Raw genomic sequence first — 19044 nt, forward strand, 5'->3', positions numbered from 1 at the left:
GGGCTACAACTCCTCTTCGTCGAGGCGGGCGGGTCCGTCGAGGTACTCGACCGCGGTCACGGCATCGGCGGTCCGCAGCAGGGTCAACACGGCGTCGGGGTCCATGACGTCCGCCGCTTGATGCAGACCGGGAGGTACGTCACCGGACGCCACGGCACGGGTCGTCAGTGCGGCGACCGCACCTGTCAGCTCGGTGGCGCCTGTCCCACGCACCATGACCGACGCGGCACTGCCATCGGGTGCAACGGCCTCGACCAGGACGACGTGGTACGGCGAACGGCCGAACAGGTCCAGCTCCGCAGCAGCACGCAACTCCGCCGCCGCAGCCCCGGGGTCCGATCTGCTCAGCGCCGCTGTGCGGCCGAGCGCGTCCCGCAGGTGCTTGCCGGCCAACACGTTCCCCCAGGTCGCCTCGCTGAGTCTTATGCGCACGGCGAAGCTCTCGAGCTCGGTACTGAGGTACGGCCGCACGGTGACCCGCTCGGGAAAGAACGGCAGCTCAACCTCGGCCAGCTCGGGCAACCCGAGAACCCGGGTGCCGCCACGCCATTGGGCGAAGGCCACGCCGAAGTCGTCGCTGCCGCGGAGGTAGTCGGTGGCGCCGGACACCGTGAATCGGTCCCGGCCGCCGATGTAGCCCGACACCACGCCGCCCGCGAGCGGCAACCGTCGAGCGAGCAAGCGCGGCAGCAGTCCGGTGAGGCCGGGTTGCAGACCCGCGGCCAGGACCGCGGTCACACCGCGGCGGGCCGGGTCGAGCCGGCCGAGCCCGCTCAGTAGGTCGCCGCCGGCCGCCGGGTCGACGTACCCCGTCTCCGCCTCGACCGTGGCGCGGGCCACGCGATCGCCCAGATCGACCGCAGGCCCGGCGCAGTTGAGAACGACGGCGCACCCGTCACAGAACCGTCGGAGAGCGGCGGAATCGGTCACGTCGACCGCGACGACCTCCACCCCCGGACCGAGCTCGCGGGCGAGCGCGGCGCCGCGGCGCGGATCCCGGACACCGAGCCGCAACCGGTCCGTGCCCCAGCTCCGGAGCTGCCGGGACGCGGCGGTGCCTACGCCGCCTGTCGCGCCGACGATGCCGATCACAATTCGCCCTCGTCGACCTCGCCCGGCAGATGCGCGCTCACGGCTGCTGCCAGCTCCGCCAGGGTCGGTGCACCGAAGACCTCGCGCAACGACAGCTCGACCCCGAGGCGGCGCTGGACTCCGGCCACCAGCCGGATCGCCAGCTGGCTGTCCCCGCCGAGGGTGAAGAAGCTCTGCCGACGGCCGACCACCGCAACGTTCAGCAGGTCGCGCCAGAGCTCGGCGAGCAGCTCCTCGACACCGGGCTCGGGCGGCTCGTCCTTCTCGGCCCCCGGCGTACTCCCGCCGTCGAGGCCGGCGAGATCGGCGACCGCCCGCCGGTCGACCTTGCCGTTGCCGGACAGCGGGATCCCGTCCAGCACCGCGACAGCGTCGGGGACCATGTACGCCGGCAACCGGCCGGTCACGAACTCCAGCAGGTCGTCGAGATCCGGCAGGGTGCCGGGCGCCGGGACGACCGCCGCAAGGAGCCGCTGGCCGGCCGTTTCGTTCTGCACGAACGCGACCGCCCGGGAAACGTCTGGATGGCCGAGCAGCGCCGCCTCGACCTCGCCGAGCTCGATCCGGTAGCCGCGGACCTTGACCTGGAAGTCGGTGCGGCCGAGGAACTCGAGCGTGCCGTCCGGCCAGTACCGGCCGAGGTCTCCTGTCCGGTACCAGCGCTGCCCGTCCACAGCCAGGAACCGCTCGGCCGTCAGTACGGGATCCCCGCGGTAGCCCTGTGCGACCGATGCGCCGCCGATCCACAACTCCCCCGCGACCCAGTCCGGGCAGTCGTGCCCGCGGCGATCCACCACCCGGAAGGCCTGGTTCCGCAGCGGGACGCCGTACGGAACAGAGCGCCACGCACTGGGGACCGACTCGATCTCGAACCAGTTGGACCAGATACCGGCCTCCGTGGCGCCGCCGAGAGCGATCAGCCGGCAGCCCGGGTGGCGTTCCCGCAACCGCTCGGCAAGGTCGAGTCCTACCCAGTCACCGGAGACCATTGCCACACGCAACGGTCCGGTGACGGCGCCGAGTCCGGCGGCGACCAGATACATGTCCAGCAACGCCGGTACGGAGTTCCAGACGGTGACGCCCCGGGTGGCCACGAGCCGCACCCAGTGGGCGGCCTCGCGGCGGTCGTCATGATCGACGAGTACGACGCTGCCGCCGACGGACAGCAGCCCGAAGACGTCGTACACCGACAGGTCGAAGTCCAGCGACGACACCGCGAGGACACGATCCGCGGAGTTGACCCGGCACCGTTCGTTGACGTCGTCAATGGTGTTCAACGCGCCGCGATGCGTCATCTCGACGCCCTTGGGAACGCCGGTCGAACCTGAGGTGTAGATGATGTACGCGAGTGCGTCGGGATCGACCGTCACCGGCTCCGGCAACGGATCGGCTCGCAGTGCTTCGGTCAGGTCGATCGCCCGCAGGACGTCCGGCATCGGTTGCTCGGCGCCGGTCAGCACGAAGCGCGCGCCCGCGGCCGCGTAGATCCGCCGCATCCGCTCGTCCGGCTGATCGACGGCGACAGGCACGTAACATCCACCCGCCGCCAGGACGCCGATCACCGCGGCGATCTGCCCCGGGCCGCGGGGCAGCGTGATGCCGACGGGTTCACCGGGCCGGAGCCCCCGCTCCCGCAGGTGTCCGGCAACTCGAAGGGCTCGCTCGGCCAGCTCTCCGTAGCTCAAACGCTCGCGGACGTCCCAGAGCACAGCGTCGTTGTCCGGCGCCGCGGCGGCCTGCTCGAAGAAGTCGTGGATCAGAGTGCGGTCAGGCAAGGGGCCTTCCGTCGCGTTGACGCGCTCCCGGATCGCGCGCTGAGGAGCCGGCAGCAGCTCGGGCGGCGGTGCCTCCCAGTCCGCATCGGTCAGCCACTCGAGCAGCCGGCCGTACGCGGCGAACATGTCGTCCAGCATCCCCGCCGGAAACAGGTCGTCCACCGCGTCCCAGTTGACGACGAGCCCGCCGTCCCGCTCCATCACCTGGTTGTCGAGCCACACCTGCGGTGTCTGCGAGACGCCCCAGCACAACGTCCCGAACGGGAACTCGCCACTGTCCATACCGCTCGCCACACCGAGTGCGCTGGTGAACACGACCGGCATCGTGACAGCGGGCACATCGAGTTCGCGCGCCAGCCGGCGCAGTACCCAGATCGCCGAGACGTCGCGGTGCTCGAGGTCGGTCCACAACTGCTGCTGGAACCGGCGCACCAGCTCGATCAGGCGATCGTTGCCCCGGGCATCGTGCTCGATCAGCAGCAGCGACGTGAAGTCGCCGAGGACGTGCTCGATCCCGGGATGCACCGGGGGCCGGTTGAACAGGGTGAGATTCAGCGTCAGTCGGTCCTGCCCGCTCCAGGTGGCCAGCACCTCGGCGTACGCCGTCGCCAGTACGGCGGCCGGGGTGACACCGTGCCGCTGCGCCTGGGCCGTCAGCCGATGCCAGGCCGCCGCCTCGATCCGCAGTTCGCGGCGTACGAAGTGCGGCTCGGTGAGTGTCGCCGGGTCCGCCGCCAGCGGCAGCGCCGGGGCAGGCGGCAGCTCGGAGACCCGATCCAGCCAGTAACGCTGAGCGGTCTCGCGCTCCTGGGGGTCGCGGTCACTGTGCACGACGTAGTCCCGGAACGAGAGCTCCAGCGGGCGAAGGCCGGCCGACGGTTCGACGTACAGCGCGGACAGCTCCGCGAAGAAGGTCACGATGCTCAACGCGTCGAGTGCGATGTAGTCGAAGCTGAAGGCCAGCCGGGTCCGCGAGCCGCCGTACTCGACGGCCCTGATCTCGAACAGCGGCCAGCGGCTGATGTCGGGGATCCGATGGGCCAGCCCGTCGCGCAGGGCCTTGAGCTCCTCGGTTCCGGCCTCGTCGGTCCTGGTGACCTGCACGACGTAGCGCGGGACCGACGGCAGTACGCGTTGCGTGCCGGACTCGTCGATGACCGCGCGCAGCATGTCGTGGCGCCCGACCAGACGGTTCACAGCCGCTTCGAGACGCTGCAGGTCGACGTCGCGGCCGTCGAACTCCCAGTACCAGTGGGAGCCGACCCCACCGAGGGCGAAACCGTCCGCGCGGCCGATCCAGTAGGCGCGCTGGACATCGGTCAACGGGAACGGCTCGTAGCGTTCGGCCGGTGCCGGGCGGAGGGCAGGTGCGGAATCAGGCGCCGTGCCGATCGTCAGGCCGGCCGCGAAATCCTTCAGAACCGGCGCGTTGAACAGCCGCGAATGATCCGCGCCGCGCACACCGGCATCCCGGAGCCGGGCGACGAGGCGGGTCGCGACCAGGCTGTCCCCGCCCAGCGCGAAGAAGCTCTGGTCCCGCCCGACCGCCGGCAGTCCCAGCAGCTCGGTCCAGGCCTCGGCGACCAGTGCCTCCACCGCGCCGGCCGGCGCCTGGTACTCCCCCGGGTCCGTCGGCGCGGCCAGCCGCTCGGCGATCGCTCGGCGGTCGACCTTGCCGTTCGCCGACAGCGGCCAGGCGGCGACGTACTCGATCTGCTCCGGAACCATGTATCCCGGCAGCAGGCCGCCGACGTACTCGCGCAGCCCGTCCGCGTCCGGAGCGCTGCCGGCCGCGGGGACGACCGCGACGGCCAGTCGCCGTACTCCGGATCCGACGACCAGCGCGAGGGCGTCGGCCACCGACGGGTGGCTGCGGAAGGCCGCCTCGACCTCGCCGGGCTCGATGCGGTGGCCGCGGATCTTCACCTGCAGGTCGATCCGGCCGAGGAACTCGATCGTGCCGTCCGGCCGGTAGCGCGCCCGGTCGTTCGTCCGGTACCACCGGATCCCGTCGTGGTCGACGAACTGGCGGGCGGTCCGCTCCGGATCCTCGCGGTACCCGTCCGCGACCGACGCGCCGCCGATCCACAGCTCACCCGGCACCCAGTCGGGCCGGTCCCGTCCCACGCCGTCGACCACACGGCACATCTGGCCGCGCAAGGGCCGTCCGTACGGAATCGAGCGCCAGTCCGGCGGTACGGTCGTCACCTCGCACACCGTCGAATGAATGGCCGTCTCCGTCGTGCCGCCCAACGCGACGAGCTTCGCGCCGGGACTGTGCTCCGCGAGACGCGCGGGAAGATCCAGCCCGACCCAGTCGCCGCCGAGCAACGCCAGTCTCAGGCCGAGCGACCGGCCGCCGGCTGCGGTCAGCAACATCTCGAGCAGCACCGGAACCGACTGCCAGATGGTGACTCCGAGCCCGGTGACGAGCTCGACCCAGCGATCCGCGTCGCGGCGTACGCCGTCGTCCAGCACCACCAGCGAGCCGCCGGCTCCGAGCAGGCCGAAGATGTCGTACACCGAGAGGTCGAAGTCCAGCGCGGAGACCGCGAGCGCCCGGTCGTCCGCGCCGACAGCGAAGCGTTCGTTGATCGCGTCGATGGTGTTCGCTGCCGCCCGGTGCGAGACCATCACACCCTTGGGATCCCCGGTGGACCCCGAGGTGAAGAGCGTGTAGGCGATCGTCTCCGGGTCGACGACGACCGGCTCGGTCAGTCGCCCGGCGCCGGCCGTCGTTGCCACCGGGACCGCGGTCGTCTTCGGCGGCAGCTGTGCGGTGTCGGTGTCGGTTCCGGTGACGACCAAGCGCGCACCGGCGATTCGGGCGATCCGGTCCCGCCGGGCCGAGGGTTGATCGACGCCGACCGGCACGTAGCTCCCGCCGGCCGCGAGCACGCCCAGCACGGCGATCACCTGCTCGGGCCCACGAGGGACCTGCACCATCACGGGCTCGGCCCTGCCGACGTCGTACGACACCAGCCGCCCGGCGAGGTGCAGCGCACGCTCGGCCAACTCGCCGTACGACAGGCTCGAATCGTTGCCCCAGAGCAGAGCGGGCTTGTCCGGGTGCTTGCTTGCGTAGGCGAAAACCCGGTGATGCAGCGTCCGCGGGAGCATCGGCGAACCGGAGTCGTTCGCGACCCGCCGGACCTCTCGCTGGTCCGGCGGAAGCAGATCGTCGCCAGTACTCGTCCACCGGGACTCCGCCGTGACCAGCCCGTCGATGATCGAGCTGAGCGCGGCCCACATGTCGTCGACCAGGCCCGCCGGGAACAGTTCCTCGACGACGTCCCAGTTGAGGTACAGGCCGCCCTCGCGCTCGGTGACCTGGAAGTCGAGCCACACCTGCGGCGTCTGCGACATCGTCCACCCAGGATCACCCAGGGTCTTCCGGACGTCGGTGCTGAACAGCTCGCCGAGCCCGATCGCGCTGGTGAACACGACCGGGGCGCCCGCACCGGCCGGCCCGCGGGTGCGGATGAGGTCACGCAGTACGTCGACGCCGGAGTAGTCGGCGTGCCGGACATCGGCGTGCAACTGCTCCTGGATCCGCTGCGCACGGTGCGCGAAGGTGGCACGGACGGAGGTGTCCACCTCGAGCAGGATCAGGTTGGTGAAGTCCCCGACCAGGAGCGGTACGTCGCTGTGCACCGGCCGGCGGTCGTACAACGGCAGGTTCAGCGCGAACCGCGGTGTCGCGCTCCAGGCACCGAGCACCTCGGTCAAGGCCGTCAGAAAGACGACCGGAAGCGTGACGCTGTGCCGTCGGGCATGGTCGGCGAGCGTGCTCCACTGCTCGTCGCTCAGCCAGTTGAACCGCCGCGTCACCCGGTGCTCCGTCACCTGTCCGGGATCGCGGACCAGCGGCAGGTCGGGACCCGCCGGGAGATCGGCCAGTCGTTCGCGCCAGTAGTTCGCCGCTTGTTCGCGCGCACTCTCCCGGCTCGCTCTCGCCGCGGAGAGGTACTCGGGATAGCTCAGTTCGATCGGCGGGAGCGTCGCTTCGGGTGCGGCGTACAGCGACGCGAGCTCGGCCAGCAGGATCCGGAAGCTGTGGGCGTCCGCGACGAGCATCTCGATCTGGACGTGGACCCGGGTCGCCCCGGTCGGCAAGAGCGAGAGTTGAACATCGAAGACCTCGCCACGCTCGACGGCGAGACGCCGGTGCGACAGGGTGTCCCGCAGCTCGGCCAGTGCACCCTCGGCTGCTTCGGCAGCGACACCGCGAAGATCGTGCACGGACACACCGGGCCAGGCGCTCTCCGAGCGGATCTCCTGGCGACCGTCCGGCCGGAAGACGCAGCGCAGCATTCCGTGTCGTGCGGTGAGTGCGCGGACAGCACGTTCCAGCCGCTCCGGGTCAACGTCCGCACCGTCGAGCTCGGCATAGAAGTGGGCTCCGACGCCACCGAGCGGCTGACCGTCCGCGCGACCGACCCAGTAGGCGTGCTGCATGTCGGCCAGCTCGAACGGTTCCTCTTCCTTGCCGGCGGCAACCAGCACCGCCGCGTCCTGGGAGAGCCGCGACGACACGAGCTCCCACCACTCCCGGAGCGTGCGCTTCTCGATCAGCTCGGCGAACGTCACCCGGGCACCGGCCTGGTGCCACTGCCCCGCCAGCACCATCACGTTGATCGAGTCGAGTCCGAGCCCGAGCAGGTCCGCGTCGTCGGCGACGGCGGACGCCGGCTCCCGCAGACAGTCCGCGACATCGGCACGCATCCGCTCCAGATCGAGCACCAGGTCGCCGATCTGTTCGATCATGCCCCACTCCAGTCGGTCGTTGAATCGGCTCAGGCCGGCCGCAGGCTCACGGGCAGCCGCGTATAGGAACGGAAGTTGAACTGTGCGGTCCGCTCGGGCTCCCCCGCCGGCCCGATCGACGCACATCGCCGGGCGAGCTCCGCGAAGACCGCGGTCGCGTTCGACCGGGCGTGCGCGGCGCCGAAGCAGTAGAAGCTGCCGCCGCCGAAGCTGACGTGCGGATTGGGGCGCCGGCGCACATCCAGCCGCGCGGGCTCGGCGAAGACTCGTTCGTCACGGTTCGCGCAGCCGAGCATCAGCGCGAGCGTCCGCCCCGCCCGGATCACCTGGCCGCCGATCTCGATCGGCGCCTGGACCGAGCGCAGCGTCACCTGGATCGGCGGGTCGTAGCGCAGGAACTCCTCGACGGCGAGGTGCGCGTCGTGCGGCGCCGCCCGGAGGACGGCGTATTGGTCGGGGAAGTCCGCGAGTGCGGCGATGCCGGTCGCGATCAGGTTGGCCGTGGTCTCGAGACCGGCGTACAGCAGGGCCAGGACGGTGTCGACGCAGCGCCGCCGTACGTCGTTGCCGGTGGCCACGGCGGCCAGGCGCGACAGTACGTCGTCGCGCGGGCTTCGGTCCCGGGCCGCCAACTCGGCGGACACCACCTCGCGCAGCTGCCGGACTGCAACGTTCGCCTCGTCCACCGATCGGGTCGCGGTCGGGCTGATGTCACCGAAGTTCACCAGGCTCGACACCCAGCCGGCGACGGCGCTGCGCACCGCTGACGGCAGGCCGAGCACGTCGCAGAACACGTCCAGCACCAGTGGGCGTGCCAGCTCCGTAACCACCTCGGCGCGGCCGGCTTCGAGGACGGGTTCGAGTGCCGCGGCGGCGGCCGCCTGGATCTCCTCGATCCGCCGACGACTCGACGCCGCGCTGAATTCGTGGGCGAGCGTCTCGCGCACACCCGGATCACCCCGGCCGATGTCCATCTGCTGGAAGAAGTCGGCCACCGGTCCGGACCCGACCGCGTCCTGGAAGAAGGCCTGCGGCAGGAAGAACTTCACCAGCTCCGGACGCCGCAGCAGTCGCGACACCTCGGCGTGCCGGGTGACTCCCCACGCCCCCGGCACGAAGCGGCACAGCGGTCCGTACTCCCGCAGCCCGACGTACTGCGAGTACACGTCGTGCAGAAGGTCAGGATCCGCGGTGTCGAACCTTGGCGGCAAGCCGGTCCGGGTGTCGGCCATTGCTCGAATATGCCCGCATCAGCCCTACCAGCCAACGCAACCAAGCCCGGTCGGGCGCCTCGGTCAGGCCGGCTTCGCGGTGAGTGGGACGGAGCGGAAGGATCGGATGCTCGGGTGTGGGCGCCGGATTGGTGGGCCGGTCAGTTCGATTCGGCTGAACCTGTGGATCAGCCGCTCCAGCACCAGGCTTGCCTCCAGGCGTGCCAGCGGCGCGCCGAGGCAGTAGTGATGGCCGCCGCCGAAGGCGAGGTGCGGATTGGGGTGCCGGCCGACGTCCAGCTGGTCCGGGTCGGGAAAGACCTGCTCGTCGCGGTTCGCCGAGCCGAGCAGCAGGACCGCGACTCTCCCCGGCCGGATCTTCGTGCCGTCCACGACGAAAGGCTCCCGGACGAGTCGCATCGACATCTGCACCGGCGAGTCGAACCGGAGCAGCTCCTCGACCGCAGTCGGGATCAGCGAAGGATCGCGACGGAGCCGCTCGAACTGGTCGGGCCGCGTCAGCAGGGCGACGGTCCCGTTCGCGATCAGGCTGGTCGTCGTCTCGAACCCGGCGAAGAACAAGAAGATCGCGTTGTCCACGGTGTCCTGGCGGCTGAAACCGTCGGCTTCGGTCGCCAGCATCCGCGACAACAGGTCACCGGCCGTACCTTGCCCGAGCCGCGCACCGACATACTCGCGCAGCCACACCACCGCGCGATCGGCCGCCCGGCGCTGCTCATCCGTGAGCGTCAATTCGCCGAACGCCGTCGCCAGATCGACCATCCGCGGCCGCACCAGCTCGACATCCTCGGCAGGAACGCCCAGCAACGAGCAGATCACCAGCACCGGCAGCGGCGTGGCCAGGCCGGGGACGAGGTCGAAGCCGGAGTCGTCGAGCAGTGGCGCCAGCAGTTCGTCCACCGTCGCGGCCACCTGCGCGCGAAGTCCGGCCACCGACCCCGGCGAGAACGCGTGCCGCATGCCCTGCCGCAGCCGGGTGTGATCGGGAGGATCCCGGTCGATCAGGATCCGGCCGAAGAAGTCCCCGGCCGGGCCGTCGCCGAGTTTGACCCGGTGGGCCGCCGCCGGGAACTCGCTGCCGAGCCGGCCGTCCCGCAGCAGCCGCTGCACATCGTCGTACCGCGTGAAGATCCATTGCCCGGGCCCGCCGGGCAGGACACGGCCGGCGGCCCGCAGCCGGGCGTAGGTCTGATACGGATCCGCCACGAACTCCGGGTCACCCGAGTCGAAGCTGACCTTCACCGCAACGCAGTCCCTGGGTCCGCGCCGACGAGCACAGCGCCCAGGGCGCCGAAGACGTCGGGCCCGGCCGCGAAGTGCTGGGTGATCGTGTGACCGTCCCGCAGCCGCCGTTGCAGCGGCGAGCGGTCGTACAAGGACGTGCCGCCGCCCAGCGCATACGCGGCATCCAGTACGGCGGTCGCCGACTCGACCACGTGCGGTCCCGCCGACCGCAGCGCCGCCCGGTCGCGCAGACCCAGCGGTACGCCGGCCAACGCCGACTCCCACACACACGAGGCCTGTTCGGACAGCAGGGCCCGCGCCGATCGCAGCCGGACCTCCGCTTCGCCGAGCCGTTGCACGAACCCCGGCGACTTGCCCAGCGGGTGCGGGCTGAACGCCGGACGCTTGCCCGCGAGTGCCAGCGCGATCGTGTCGTCCAGCGCCGCCGCGGCGTTGCCGACGGCCACCGCCGCGACGAAGAGCCCGCCGAGATCGCGCGCGGGGATCCGCAGGATCGGCTCGTCGCCCGGCGGCGTGGACGCGAAGTGGCAGGTGTACGCGTCACCGCACTCCGCACGGTTGACCCGTACGTCGTGGCTGGCCGTCCCGCGCAACCCCATCGTGCTCCACGTGTCGACGATCTCGAGCTGCTCCGCGGCCAGCAGCGCGAGCCGGAGGACCGGCAGATCGTCCGGGTCGAGGACCGGGGAACCGTCCTTGACCTCCAGGCATTGGACGAAGAACCACGTCGCTTGCGGCGCTCCGGAGACGAACGGCCATTGCCCGTTGATCTGCCAGCCGTCGGCGATCCGCGTGGCGCGGCCCTTCGGAGCGACGGCACCCGCCGCGAGAAGGTCCGGAGACCCGCTGAACACCCGGTCGACCGTGGCACCCGGGAAGTGCCGCAGGATCAGCTGCGCCTGTGCGTGCTGGGCGACGGTCCAGCCGACGGACGCATCCGCGGTGGACACCAACTCGACCACCTGCAGCACCGTGGGAAGGGGTTCGTCGCCACCGCCGTGCCGGCCCGGCGACAGCATCCGCAATGCTCCGGTCCGGCGGAGGTCGTCGAGAATCTCCTCCGAAACGTGACGTTCGTTCTCGACATCGTCCGCCCGGGCCGCGATCTGCGGCAGCAGGTCGGTCACTCGCACCAGCGTCGCAGGCATCAGCGTCACCGTTCCCGTCCATCGGCCGCGCGGTCACCGGGACGGTCGGACGCAGGTCCCAGCAAGCCGAGGCCGCGCAGTCCGTCCCGCACCCGCGGCGTGAGCAGCCCGACGTCTCGCAGCGACGTCACGACCTTCGCGAACACCGCTTGGCGGTAGCGGGCCATCACCGGATCGGTTCGCGCGTACGCGACGCCGGCCCGCGGGTCGATGCCCAGGTGCTCCCAGATCTCGACCAGCTGGAACCGCCGCGCCATCAGCGCGGCGGACTCGAGCACGAAGTCCTCCCGGTCGGCCAGTTCTGCCGCGGACATCTCCAGGTACGCCGGTTCCAGGGCGAGGATGCCGAACGCGACGTGCCGGGCCTCGTCGCGCGCCACCTTGCGGCAGATGTCGCGCAGCAGCGGATCGTGGAAGCTCTGCTGCCCGAGGCGGAAGGCCGCCATCGCGAGCGCCTCGATCATGATGTGCATCCCGAGCTGGGTGATGTCCCAGCGGCCGTCCCGCAGCGTGTCTCCCAGCAGGGATTCCAGCGGCGCGGAGATGGCGTAGAAGTGCGGCATCTTGACCGACGCATACCGCGCGAACACCTCGACGTGCCGCGCCTCGTCGACGGCCTGGGTGGCGGCCACCGACTTGGCCTCGATCCCCGGGACGACCTCGACGAGCCGGCCGGCCGCGACCATCGCGCCCTGTTCCCCGTGCAGGAACTGGCTCACCATCCAGTTCTGGAACTCCCAGCGGAAGCGGTCGGCCGCATCAGGGCCCAGAGCCGCAAGCGGACCGCCGGCCTCGTTGAGCGAGACGAACCGGGCGTCGAACGGCAGCCGGTCGCCGTACGGAACGTCGATCGACCAGTCGATATCGGTCTGCGCGCTCCACTGCCCGTCCTTGCCGCGCTCGTACAGACCGGCGAGACGGCGGTTGCCGACGTCGTAGCTCCACCGGAACTCGGCCGCGATGGACGCCGGAACAGTCAGCGAAGCGGTCCGGTCGGACGGCGTCATCGGACCTCCTTGCCTGGCGAGGACTGGTCCGTTCATCCTGCGTGTCCGCCGTCGGCAAGGGAAGCGCGGCGGCTGACCGCAGGCGCCGTACAACTGCCGGTTCCGAGCGGTTGAACGAGACCTCTCAGTCCCCCGCGGCCGTCGTACGGCTCCAGTTGAGCCAGCCGTCGACCATGGGCTCGCGGATCGTGCGGCGCTGGCCGAAGACGAGAACGAACGCAGCCTCCCGCAGCGCCAGGCCCGCCGGATCCGACTGTTGCAGGGCACGCCCGCCGTTCGCCGCGACGGCAGCCCCTGCACGGGCGGCCGCGAAGTTCGACGCCGCCGCCCTGGCGGCCGCGAGGTCCTCCGGGCCGGATTCGTCCAGCCGCCGGCGCACCGCGTCGAGCTCGTCGTCGTCACCGGCGACGCCGAGCATCCGCCCGCAGCGATCGGCCAGGCCCAGCGCCAACGATCCGTTGATCCGCAAGGATCCCGGGTCCCCGGCGAGGATCTCGCCGAGCGGCGTGGCGTCCAGCATGTACGCCGCCGGAATCCGGTGGCCGTCGAACCGCAGCTCGACGGTCTTCGTTGCCTGGAGCACCCAGAGGTCGGTGTCCGCGGCCGACAGCGACGGGCTCGGCCCGGCCGCGGTCAGCAGGCGTACGACGTTGTCGTCGGCATCCCGGGCGGCCACGACGAGACCGTCGACGAGCGTCCAGCCCGAGACCCAGGGCGAGGTGCCGGTCACGACGTACTCGTCGCCGTCGCGCTCGACCCGGAGCATCGGGGGCCCGGGCAACTGTCCGGCGAAGGCGATGCCGCCGCGGAATCGCCCGGAGGCGACGTCCGCCCGCCAGGAGGCCTCGGCGCCCGGCCCTTGGCGCCCCACGGCGACGCGGGTCATCGCCAGGTGCTGCAGCCAGACCAGCGTGGTCGCCAGGCATCCCGAGGCCAGTCGCTCGATGACCCCGAGGAGCGTCGGGTAGTCGACGTCCGGATCGCCGCCGTCCTCGGCGTCCATGCCGACGCCGTACAGGCCGAGCGCGGCCAGCGCCTCGAAGTTCTCGGCGGGGATCGTGCCGGTGCGGTCGACGGCCGCCCGGTTCGCGGTCAGGACCCCGTCCCGCACGCCCTCGACCGCCTTCAGCACTTCCTGCGCGTGATCCGAAGTGTTCATCACGCCAGTCTCCCGCGCCCGCCGTGTGCGCGGGTAAACTCGCGGATCGTCGCGTGTCGGAGTTTTCCGGTCTCGTCGCGCGGTAACTCACGCGTGAACCACCACATCCGCGGCACCTTGAAGCCGGCGATCAGTCCCACGCAGTGCTCCCGCAGTACGGCGGGCAAGCGCTCGTGGTCAGGCTCCTCGGTCATCACCAGCGCCGCCGCGACCTCGCCGAACTCCGCGTCGGGCCGGGCGAACACCGCAGCGTCGACGACCGCCGGGTGCCTCAGGAGTGCCGCGACGACTTCGGCCGGATAGATGTTGACCCCGCCGGACACGATCGTGTCGTCGTCCCGGCCGTCGAGGTACAGGTATCCGTCGTCGTCCAGGTGCCCCAGTTCGCCGAAGGTGTAGACGCCGGGACGCAGATGCGCGGCCCGCGTCTTGGAGGGATCGTTGTGGTACTCGAAACCGGCGCGCGTGGCCCGCTCGACGAAGACCCGGCCCCGCGTGCCTGGAGGAAGTGCCCTCCCGGCGGAGTCGACGATCGTGACGGTGGTCCGCGGCAACGGCCGGCCGACGCTGCCCGGATGCCGTTCCCACTGCTGCGCGTCGATCATCGCCACGATGCCGCCTTCGGTGGCTCCGTAGTACTCGACGAGCACCGGCCCCCACCAGGCCAGCATCGCTTTCTTCGTTTCGACATCACAGGCGCCGCCGCCGTGCCACACCGTCTCGAGGCTGCCGGTGTCTCCGGTCCGGCCGGTCGACGCGCGGTACCGCAACAGGCGGACCAATTGGGTCGGAACCAGATGGCAGTGATCGATCGACTCCGCGCCGACGACGTCCAGGAACTCGCCGGGCTCGAACCGATCCACCACGCGCGTCCGGTTGCCGAGGAGCAGGGACATGAGCGCGAAGTACAAAGGGGCCGAGTGGTACCACGGGCAGACGAGCAGGCCGCGGCGTCCGCTGGGGATCCCCACCACGTGCCGCGCTCCCCGGAGCGTCGCGCGGACGCTGTCGATCGGAGCACCGGGCGTGAACAGGTGGCTGATCACACCGCGGGGCCTGCCCGTGGTCCCCGACGTGTACAGCATCAGGCCGCCGCAGCTCTGTGCGTCGGGCTCCCCCGCGTCCGCGTCGCCGAGATCCTGTTCGATGCACAAGTGACGGACTCCGCGGCCAGTCACTGCCTCGGCCGTTACCTCCCGGCGTTCCGGGTCCGACACGACAACCTCGCAGCCGGCGTCCGACACGATGTGGGCGATCTCGGTCGCGGCGAGCCGGCAGTTCACTGGCACCAGGACCAGGCCGCTGTGCAGGCAGGCGAGCAAGATCTCCAGGCACTCGATCCGGTTGCCGCTGACGACAGCGACACGGTCCGCGGGCCGGAGACCGGCCGCGCGAAGGGCCCGTACCCAGCCGTTGACCCGCGCATCGAGCTCGGCCCATGTCAACGTACGACGCTGATCCGCGATCGCCTCGTCCGCGCCGGACCCGCGAACCAGGTCGCTCAGCAGTGCGACCACCGGGTCACGCCAAGAGATCGGGGGCGGCGGCAACGATCTCGGCGTACATCGGCCGGAAGTTGAACCGCCCCATCGCCGGGGTTCCCATCAACTCGGCCACTCCCCGCGCGCTCTCGAGGCTCACCGGCTTCGCGCCGCCCGCCGCCTCCGCCAGCAGCTGGATCTGGCAGCACTTGTCCATCAGGACGAACCACCAGGCGGCCTCGCCGACCGACCGCCCGACGGTCAGCAGTCCGTGGTTCTGCAGGATCACGGCCTTCCCGTCGGCCAGCGTGCCGGCGATCCGCTTGCCCTCGGCGCGATCCAGGACGACCCCGGGGAACTCCTCGTGCACGGCGTGGTCCTCGAAGAACGCACAGGCGTCCTGCGTGATCGGGTCGAGCCCACGGCCGACTGCCGCCCAGGCCCGTCCGTACGTCGAATGCGTGTGCACGGCCGAGACGACCTCCGGCCGCGCCGCGTGGATCTGCGAGTGGATCGCGTACCCGGCTGGATTGACCCGCCCGTTGCCCTCGACAACGTTTCCGTCGTGGTCGACGAGCAGCAGGTCGCGCACCCGGACCGACGAGAACGGCTGGCCGAAGGCGTTGATCCAGAACCGGTCGGGGTGTTCGGGATCGCGGGCGGTGACATGCCCGCCGGCCCCTTCGTCGAGCCCGCGGCGCGCCAGGATCCTCACCGTCGCCGCCAGTTGCACCTTGCGCCGCTGACGTTCCGCGGCGATCGGGGACGGCGTTCTCGTTGCGTCCATGGCGTACGCTCCCTCGCCCGTCGGGCCGGCATCCGTTGCGGATGTGGCGATCAACCCTGTCTGCCGTCGCACGCTAGCCGCGGCGCGACGGACGTGGCTACGGTCACCAAGTGGACATCGCGTGCAGGTCGGACGAGGAGAGCTTCCGCCGCGAGCTGCGCGGCTGGCTGCGGGACAACCGCGCGTACGCCCCCGCCCTCGGCGACCGGGCCAAGCCTGCCCTGCAGGCGTGGAGCCGGCGACTGTTCGACGGCGGGTACGTCGGTCTCACCTGGCCGGTGGAGCACGGCGGCCACGGGTTCGGCGTCCAGCACGAGCTGATCCTCGCTGAAGAGTGTGACCGGGCCGCGGTTCCGGAGCCCCCCAACGTGGTCGGCCTGCACATGGCCGGACCGACACTGATCGGCCACGGATCGAGCGCCCAGCAACGGCAGCACCTGGAGCCGATCCTGCACGGCAGCCAGATGTTCTGTCTCGGCTTCTCCGAGTCCGAGGCCGGATCCGACCTGAGCTCGGTGCGGACGCGGGCCGTGCGAGTCGACGGCGGCTACCGGATCTCCGGCACCAAGCTCTGGTCGTCGTACGCCGACCTCGCGGACTACTGCCTCGTCCTCGCCCGCACCGATCCGGACGCCGAGCAGCACCGGGCCCTGTCCCTGCTGCTCGTCGACATGACGGCCCCGGGCGTCGAGGTCACGCCGATCCGGCAGATCAACGGCGACGAAGGCTTCTGCCAGATCAGGTTCGACGCCGTCGAGGTCGGCGACGCCGGACTGGTCGGGGCCGCGGGAGCGGGCTGGCCGGTGGCGATGAGCACGCTCGCGCACGAGCGAATCACGCTCGCCGTCACGCTCGTCTCGCGGCTGGGTGTGCAACTGGACCGGCTGATCGCCACGATGAAGGAGCGCGGCGAGGCGGCGACCCCGTCGTTGCGCCGCCGACTGGCGCAGTTGTGTGTCGACCAGCGGGCCCTGGAGGCCACCGCCGCACGCACGCTGACTACGATCCGGGCCACCGGCCGCCCGGGCGACGAGAGCCGGATCCTCAAGCTCCAGTGGTCGCGAACCCACCAGGACCTCACCGCGCTCGCAGTCGATGTCCTGGGCATCGATGCACTCGATCTCGGGCACCAGTCCGTCGCCGGCTGGACCTCGAAGCTGCTGCGCAGCCGTGGCAGCACGATCGAGGGCGGAACCACGGAGATCCTGCAGTCCGTCATCGCCGAACAGGTGGCCGGACTGCCCAAGACCAGGTAGCCGATCACCAGACAGGAGCGGACCGTGACACTGACGACGGACGACAGTCTGACGATCCAACTGACCGCACGCGACGTCCTTGCTCGAAGCTATCCGCCGGACCGCGTCGCCGCGCTCGCCGACGGCCCTCGCACGCCTGATCCCCAGGCGTGGTCCGAGCTGGAGGCGCTGGGCTGGTTCGACCCTGACCTGCCGCCGACGGCACAGGTCCTGCTGGCCGAGGAGTGCGGCTATCACCTGACGCCGCAGCCCTGGTGGAGCACGATGTGTGTCGCTGCCCTCGGACGGCTGCGACCTGGGCCGGCCGGTGTCGCACTGCGGCTGGCCGACGGCCTCCCGGCCATCGCCGCGCCGGACGTGGTCGCGACTCCGGGCGAGCCGTGGGTCCTGTCGGGCGCCGTCGACCGGGTCCCGGACGTCGATGCTGTCTCCTCTGTCCTGGTCGAGGCCTCGTCGCCGACAGGCCCGATGCTCTTCTGCGTGGACCTGTCCGGCCGTGGTGTCGTCAAGCGCAGTCGGCCGTCTCTCGATCCGCTGCGACCCGTCGGCGAGATCGTGTTCACCGCAGCGCCCGCGGAGCGCCTGTACAGCGGTGTCGGCACCGCGGCGGCGACCGCGGCAGTACGGTCGCGCGGTCTCCTGCTGCTGGCCGCGGAAGCCGTGGGCGTGGCCCAGCGGGCGTACGACATCGCTCGCGAACACGCCTGCACCCGGCAGCAGTTCGGGCGGCCGATCGGCAGCTACCAGGCGGTCGCGTTCCGGATCGCCGACATGTACGTCGACCTCGAGCTCGCGCGGTCGCTGACCAGGGCCGCCGCGGCGGACGGTGCGCCGATCGGCGTCAGCTGCGCGCTGGTCGCGGCCCGGCGGGCGGCGATCGGCGCCTGCGAACAGGCGATCCAGGTGCTCGGCGGGATCGGGATGACCTGGGAGCATCCCGTCCACCGCTGGTACCGGCGGGCCCTGTGGATCCAGGCGTTCGGCGGATCGTCGGACCTGCACTACGAGCGCGTGGCCCAGCACGCGCTGGGCTGATCATGCTCCGGCCACCGCTGTCCGGCCTGCGCGTCCTCGAGCTCGGCGAAGGCGTCGTCGGGCCGTACGCCGGCCGGCTGATGTCGATGCTCGGGGCAACCGTCGTCAAACTCGAGCCCGCCGCCCTCGACGTCGCCCGGAGAACCCGGATCGACGCCGCCGACACGGCCGACCCGAGCCCGCTGTTCGTCCACCTCAACACCGGCAAACGGCTGGTCCGGCGGACGCCGGCAGCCGTCGGGCACGGCGTGGCCTGGGCCGACCTGGTCCTCGCCGACGAGCCCGGGCCGGACGAGCCCTCGTCGTCGGGTGGACCCGTCTGGCTGCAGGTCAGTCCGTTCCCGCACCCCGACGACGAACTGCTGGTGCAGGCCGCCTCCGGGCTGCTCGCGGAAAGCGTCGACGACGAAGGCGTTCCGCTCCGGTTTCCCGGCTGGCAGAGTCAGTACCTTGCCGGTGCGTACGCCGCTGTCCTGGCCGGCGCCGCACTGCTCGGTGGGCAGCGGACGGCACGGCTGCCCTGGCGGGATGTCGCCTCCTTCGCCTTCGAGTCCCAGGCTGCGGCCGCGCTGTACACCATGACGTCACCGAATCGGTCCGCGTCCGAGGCGACCGCGAACGCCGGTCACCTGGCATCGAGCTTCCCGTCGGGCGTCTTCCGGTGCGCCGACGGGTACGTCGTCCCCGGAACCGTCCGGCCGGTCGACTGGAGCCGGCAGTGCACCGTGTACGGACGCGAGGACCTGACCTACGACGAGCGGTTCGTGTGGGCCAATCGCTGGGCGAACCGTGCGGCGCTACGCGCGGAGATCAGCGGTTGGTACCGGTCCCGGACCAAGCAGGAGATCTTCGCGGCCGGGCTGGACGTCGAATGGGTGGTAGGGACCGTGATGACATGTGCGGACGCCCTGGAGGATCCGCACCTGGCCGCCCGCGGATTCCTGCAGTCGGTTGCCGGGGGCAACGGTGCGCTGGCCCCGGCGCGTCCCTGGCGCTCCGGCCGCGAGGCCTCACCGTCGTCCCCTCGACGTCCACGGACCAGTCGAGATCGTCGAACCTG

12 protein-coding genes are annotated in these 19044 nt (G+C 71.2%); 3 read left to right on the top strand and 9 right to left on the bottom strand.

All coding sequences use genetic code 11. From position 1 onward, the window contains the following. Positions 1-3: 3 nt before the first annotated feature. From ACWEOO_RS34440 to ACWEOO_RS34480, 9 genes are all read right to left on the bottom strand, one after another. Positions 4-1092, bottom strand: coding sequence for an NAD(P)H-binding protein (locus tag ACWEOO_RS34440; protein WP_452146600.1), 1089 nt, complete (start codon positions 1090-1092; stop codon positions 4-6). Then, positions 1089-7634, bottom strand: coding sequence for an amino acid adenylation domain-containing protein (locus ACWEOO_RS34445; protein ID WP_452146601.1), 6546 nt, complete (start codon positions 7632-7634; stop codon positions 1089-1091). Before ACWEOO_RS34445 ends, ACWEOO_RS34440 begins: the two co-directional genes overlap by 4 nt. 29 nt (positions 7635-7663) lie before the next feature. After that, positions 7664-8866, bottom strand: a complete 1203-nt coding sequence (locus ACWEOO_RS34450; protein ID WP_452146602.1) for a cytochrome P450 — start codon at positions 8864-8866, stop codon at positions 7664-7666. A 63-nt stretch (positions 8867-8929) separates the two neighbouring features. Continuing rightward, positions 8930-10108 (bottom strand): cytochrome P450, encoded by a 1179-nt coding sequence (locus ACWEOO_RS34455; protein ID WP_452146603.1) that lies wholly within the window; start codon positions 10106-10108, stop codon positions 8930-8932. Next, positions 10105-11259, bottom strand: a complete 1155-nt coding sequence (locus ACWEOO_RS34460) for an acyl-CoA dehydrogenase family protein (RefSeq protein ID WP_452146604.1) — start codon at positions 11257-11259, stop codon at positions 10105-10107. The genes ACWEOO_RS34455 and ACWEOO_RS34460 overlap by 4 nt, the downstream gene beginning before the upstream one ends. A 5-nt stretch (positions 11260-11264) precedes the next feature. Then, positions 11265-12266: a hypothetical protein gene (locus tag ACWEOO_RS34465; protein ID WP_452146605.1), complete on the bottom strand. Its 1002-nt coding sequence runs from the start codon at positions 12264-12266 to the stop codon at positions 11265-11267. 124 nt (positions 12267-12390) lie between these two features. Further along, positions 12391-13425 (bottom strand): acyl-CoA dehydrogenase family protein, encoded by a 1035-nt coding sequence (locus ACWEOO_RS34470; protein WP_452146606.1) that lies wholly within the window; start codon positions 13423-13425, stop codon positions 12391-12393. After that, positions 13425-14942, bottom strand: a complete 1518-nt coding sequence (locus ACWEOO_RS34475; RefSeq protein WP_452146607.1) for an AMP-binding protein — start codon at positions 14940-14942, stop codon at positions 13425-13427. Before ACWEOO_RS34475 ends, ACWEOO_RS34470 begins: the two co-directional genes overlap by 1 nt. 4 nt (positions 14943-14946) lie before the next feature. Then, complete coding sequence (locus ACWEOO_RS34480; RefSeq protein WP_452146608.1) at positions 14947-15693, bottom strand: class II aldolase/adducin family protein; 747 nt, start codon at positions 15691-15693, stop codon at positions 14947-14949. 110 nt (positions 15694-15803) lie between these two features. On the opposite strand from ACWEOO_RS34480, the gene ACWEOO_RS34485 reads away from it, so the two are divergent. The 3 genes from ACWEOO_RS34485 to ACWEOO_RS34495 form a co-directional block, all read left to right on the top strand. Further along, positions 15804-16949 carry an acyl-CoA dehydrogenase family protein gene (locus tag ACWEOO_RS34485; RefSeq protein WP_452146609.1) on the top strand — a complete coding sequence of 382 codons (1146 nt, stop codon included), beginning with the start codon at positions 15804-15806 and terminating at the stop codon, positions 16947-16949. A gap of 24 nt (positions 16950-16973) precedes the next feature. Further along, positions 16974-17984, top strand: a complete 1011-nt coding sequence (locus ACWEOO_RS34490) for an acyl-CoA dehydrogenase family protein (protein ID WP_452146610.1) — start codon at positions 16974-16976, stop codon at positions 17982-17984. A 2-nt stretch (positions 17985-17986) separates the two neighbouring features. Beyond that, the coding region (locus tag ACWEOO_RS34495; protein ID WP_452146611.1) for a CoA transferase at positions 17987-19044 on the top strand (1058 nt) is incomplete at its 3' end.

This window comes from Kribbella sp. NPDC004138, from assembly GCF_053603655.1.

Coding starts and splice junctions, on each gene's coding strand:
- ACWEOO_RS34450 (WP_452146602.1), bottom strand. CDS start 8,866: ATGGCCGACACCCGGACCGGCTTGCCGCCAAGGTTCGACACCGCGGAT.
- ACWEOO_RS34460 (WP_452146604.1), bottom strand. CDS start 11,259: ATGCCTGCGACGCTGGTGCGAGTGACCGACCTGCTGCCGCAGATCGCG.
- ACWEOO_RS34465 (WP_452146605.1), bottom strand. CDS start 12,266: ATGACGCCGTCCGACCGGACCGCTTCGCTGACTGTTCCGGCGTCCATC.
- ACWEOO_RS34445 (WP_452146601.1), bottom strand. CDS start 7,634: ATGATCGAACAGATCGGCGACCTGGTGCTCGATCTGGAGCGGATGCGT.
- ACWEOO_RS34470 (WP_452146606.1), bottom strand. CDS start 13,425: ATGAACACTTCGGATCACGCGCAGGAAGTGCTGAAGGCGGTCGAGGGC.
- ACWEOO_RS34480 (WP_452146608.1), bottom strand. CDS start 15,693: ATGGACGCAACGAGAACGCCGTCCCCGATCGCCGCGGAACGTCAGCGG.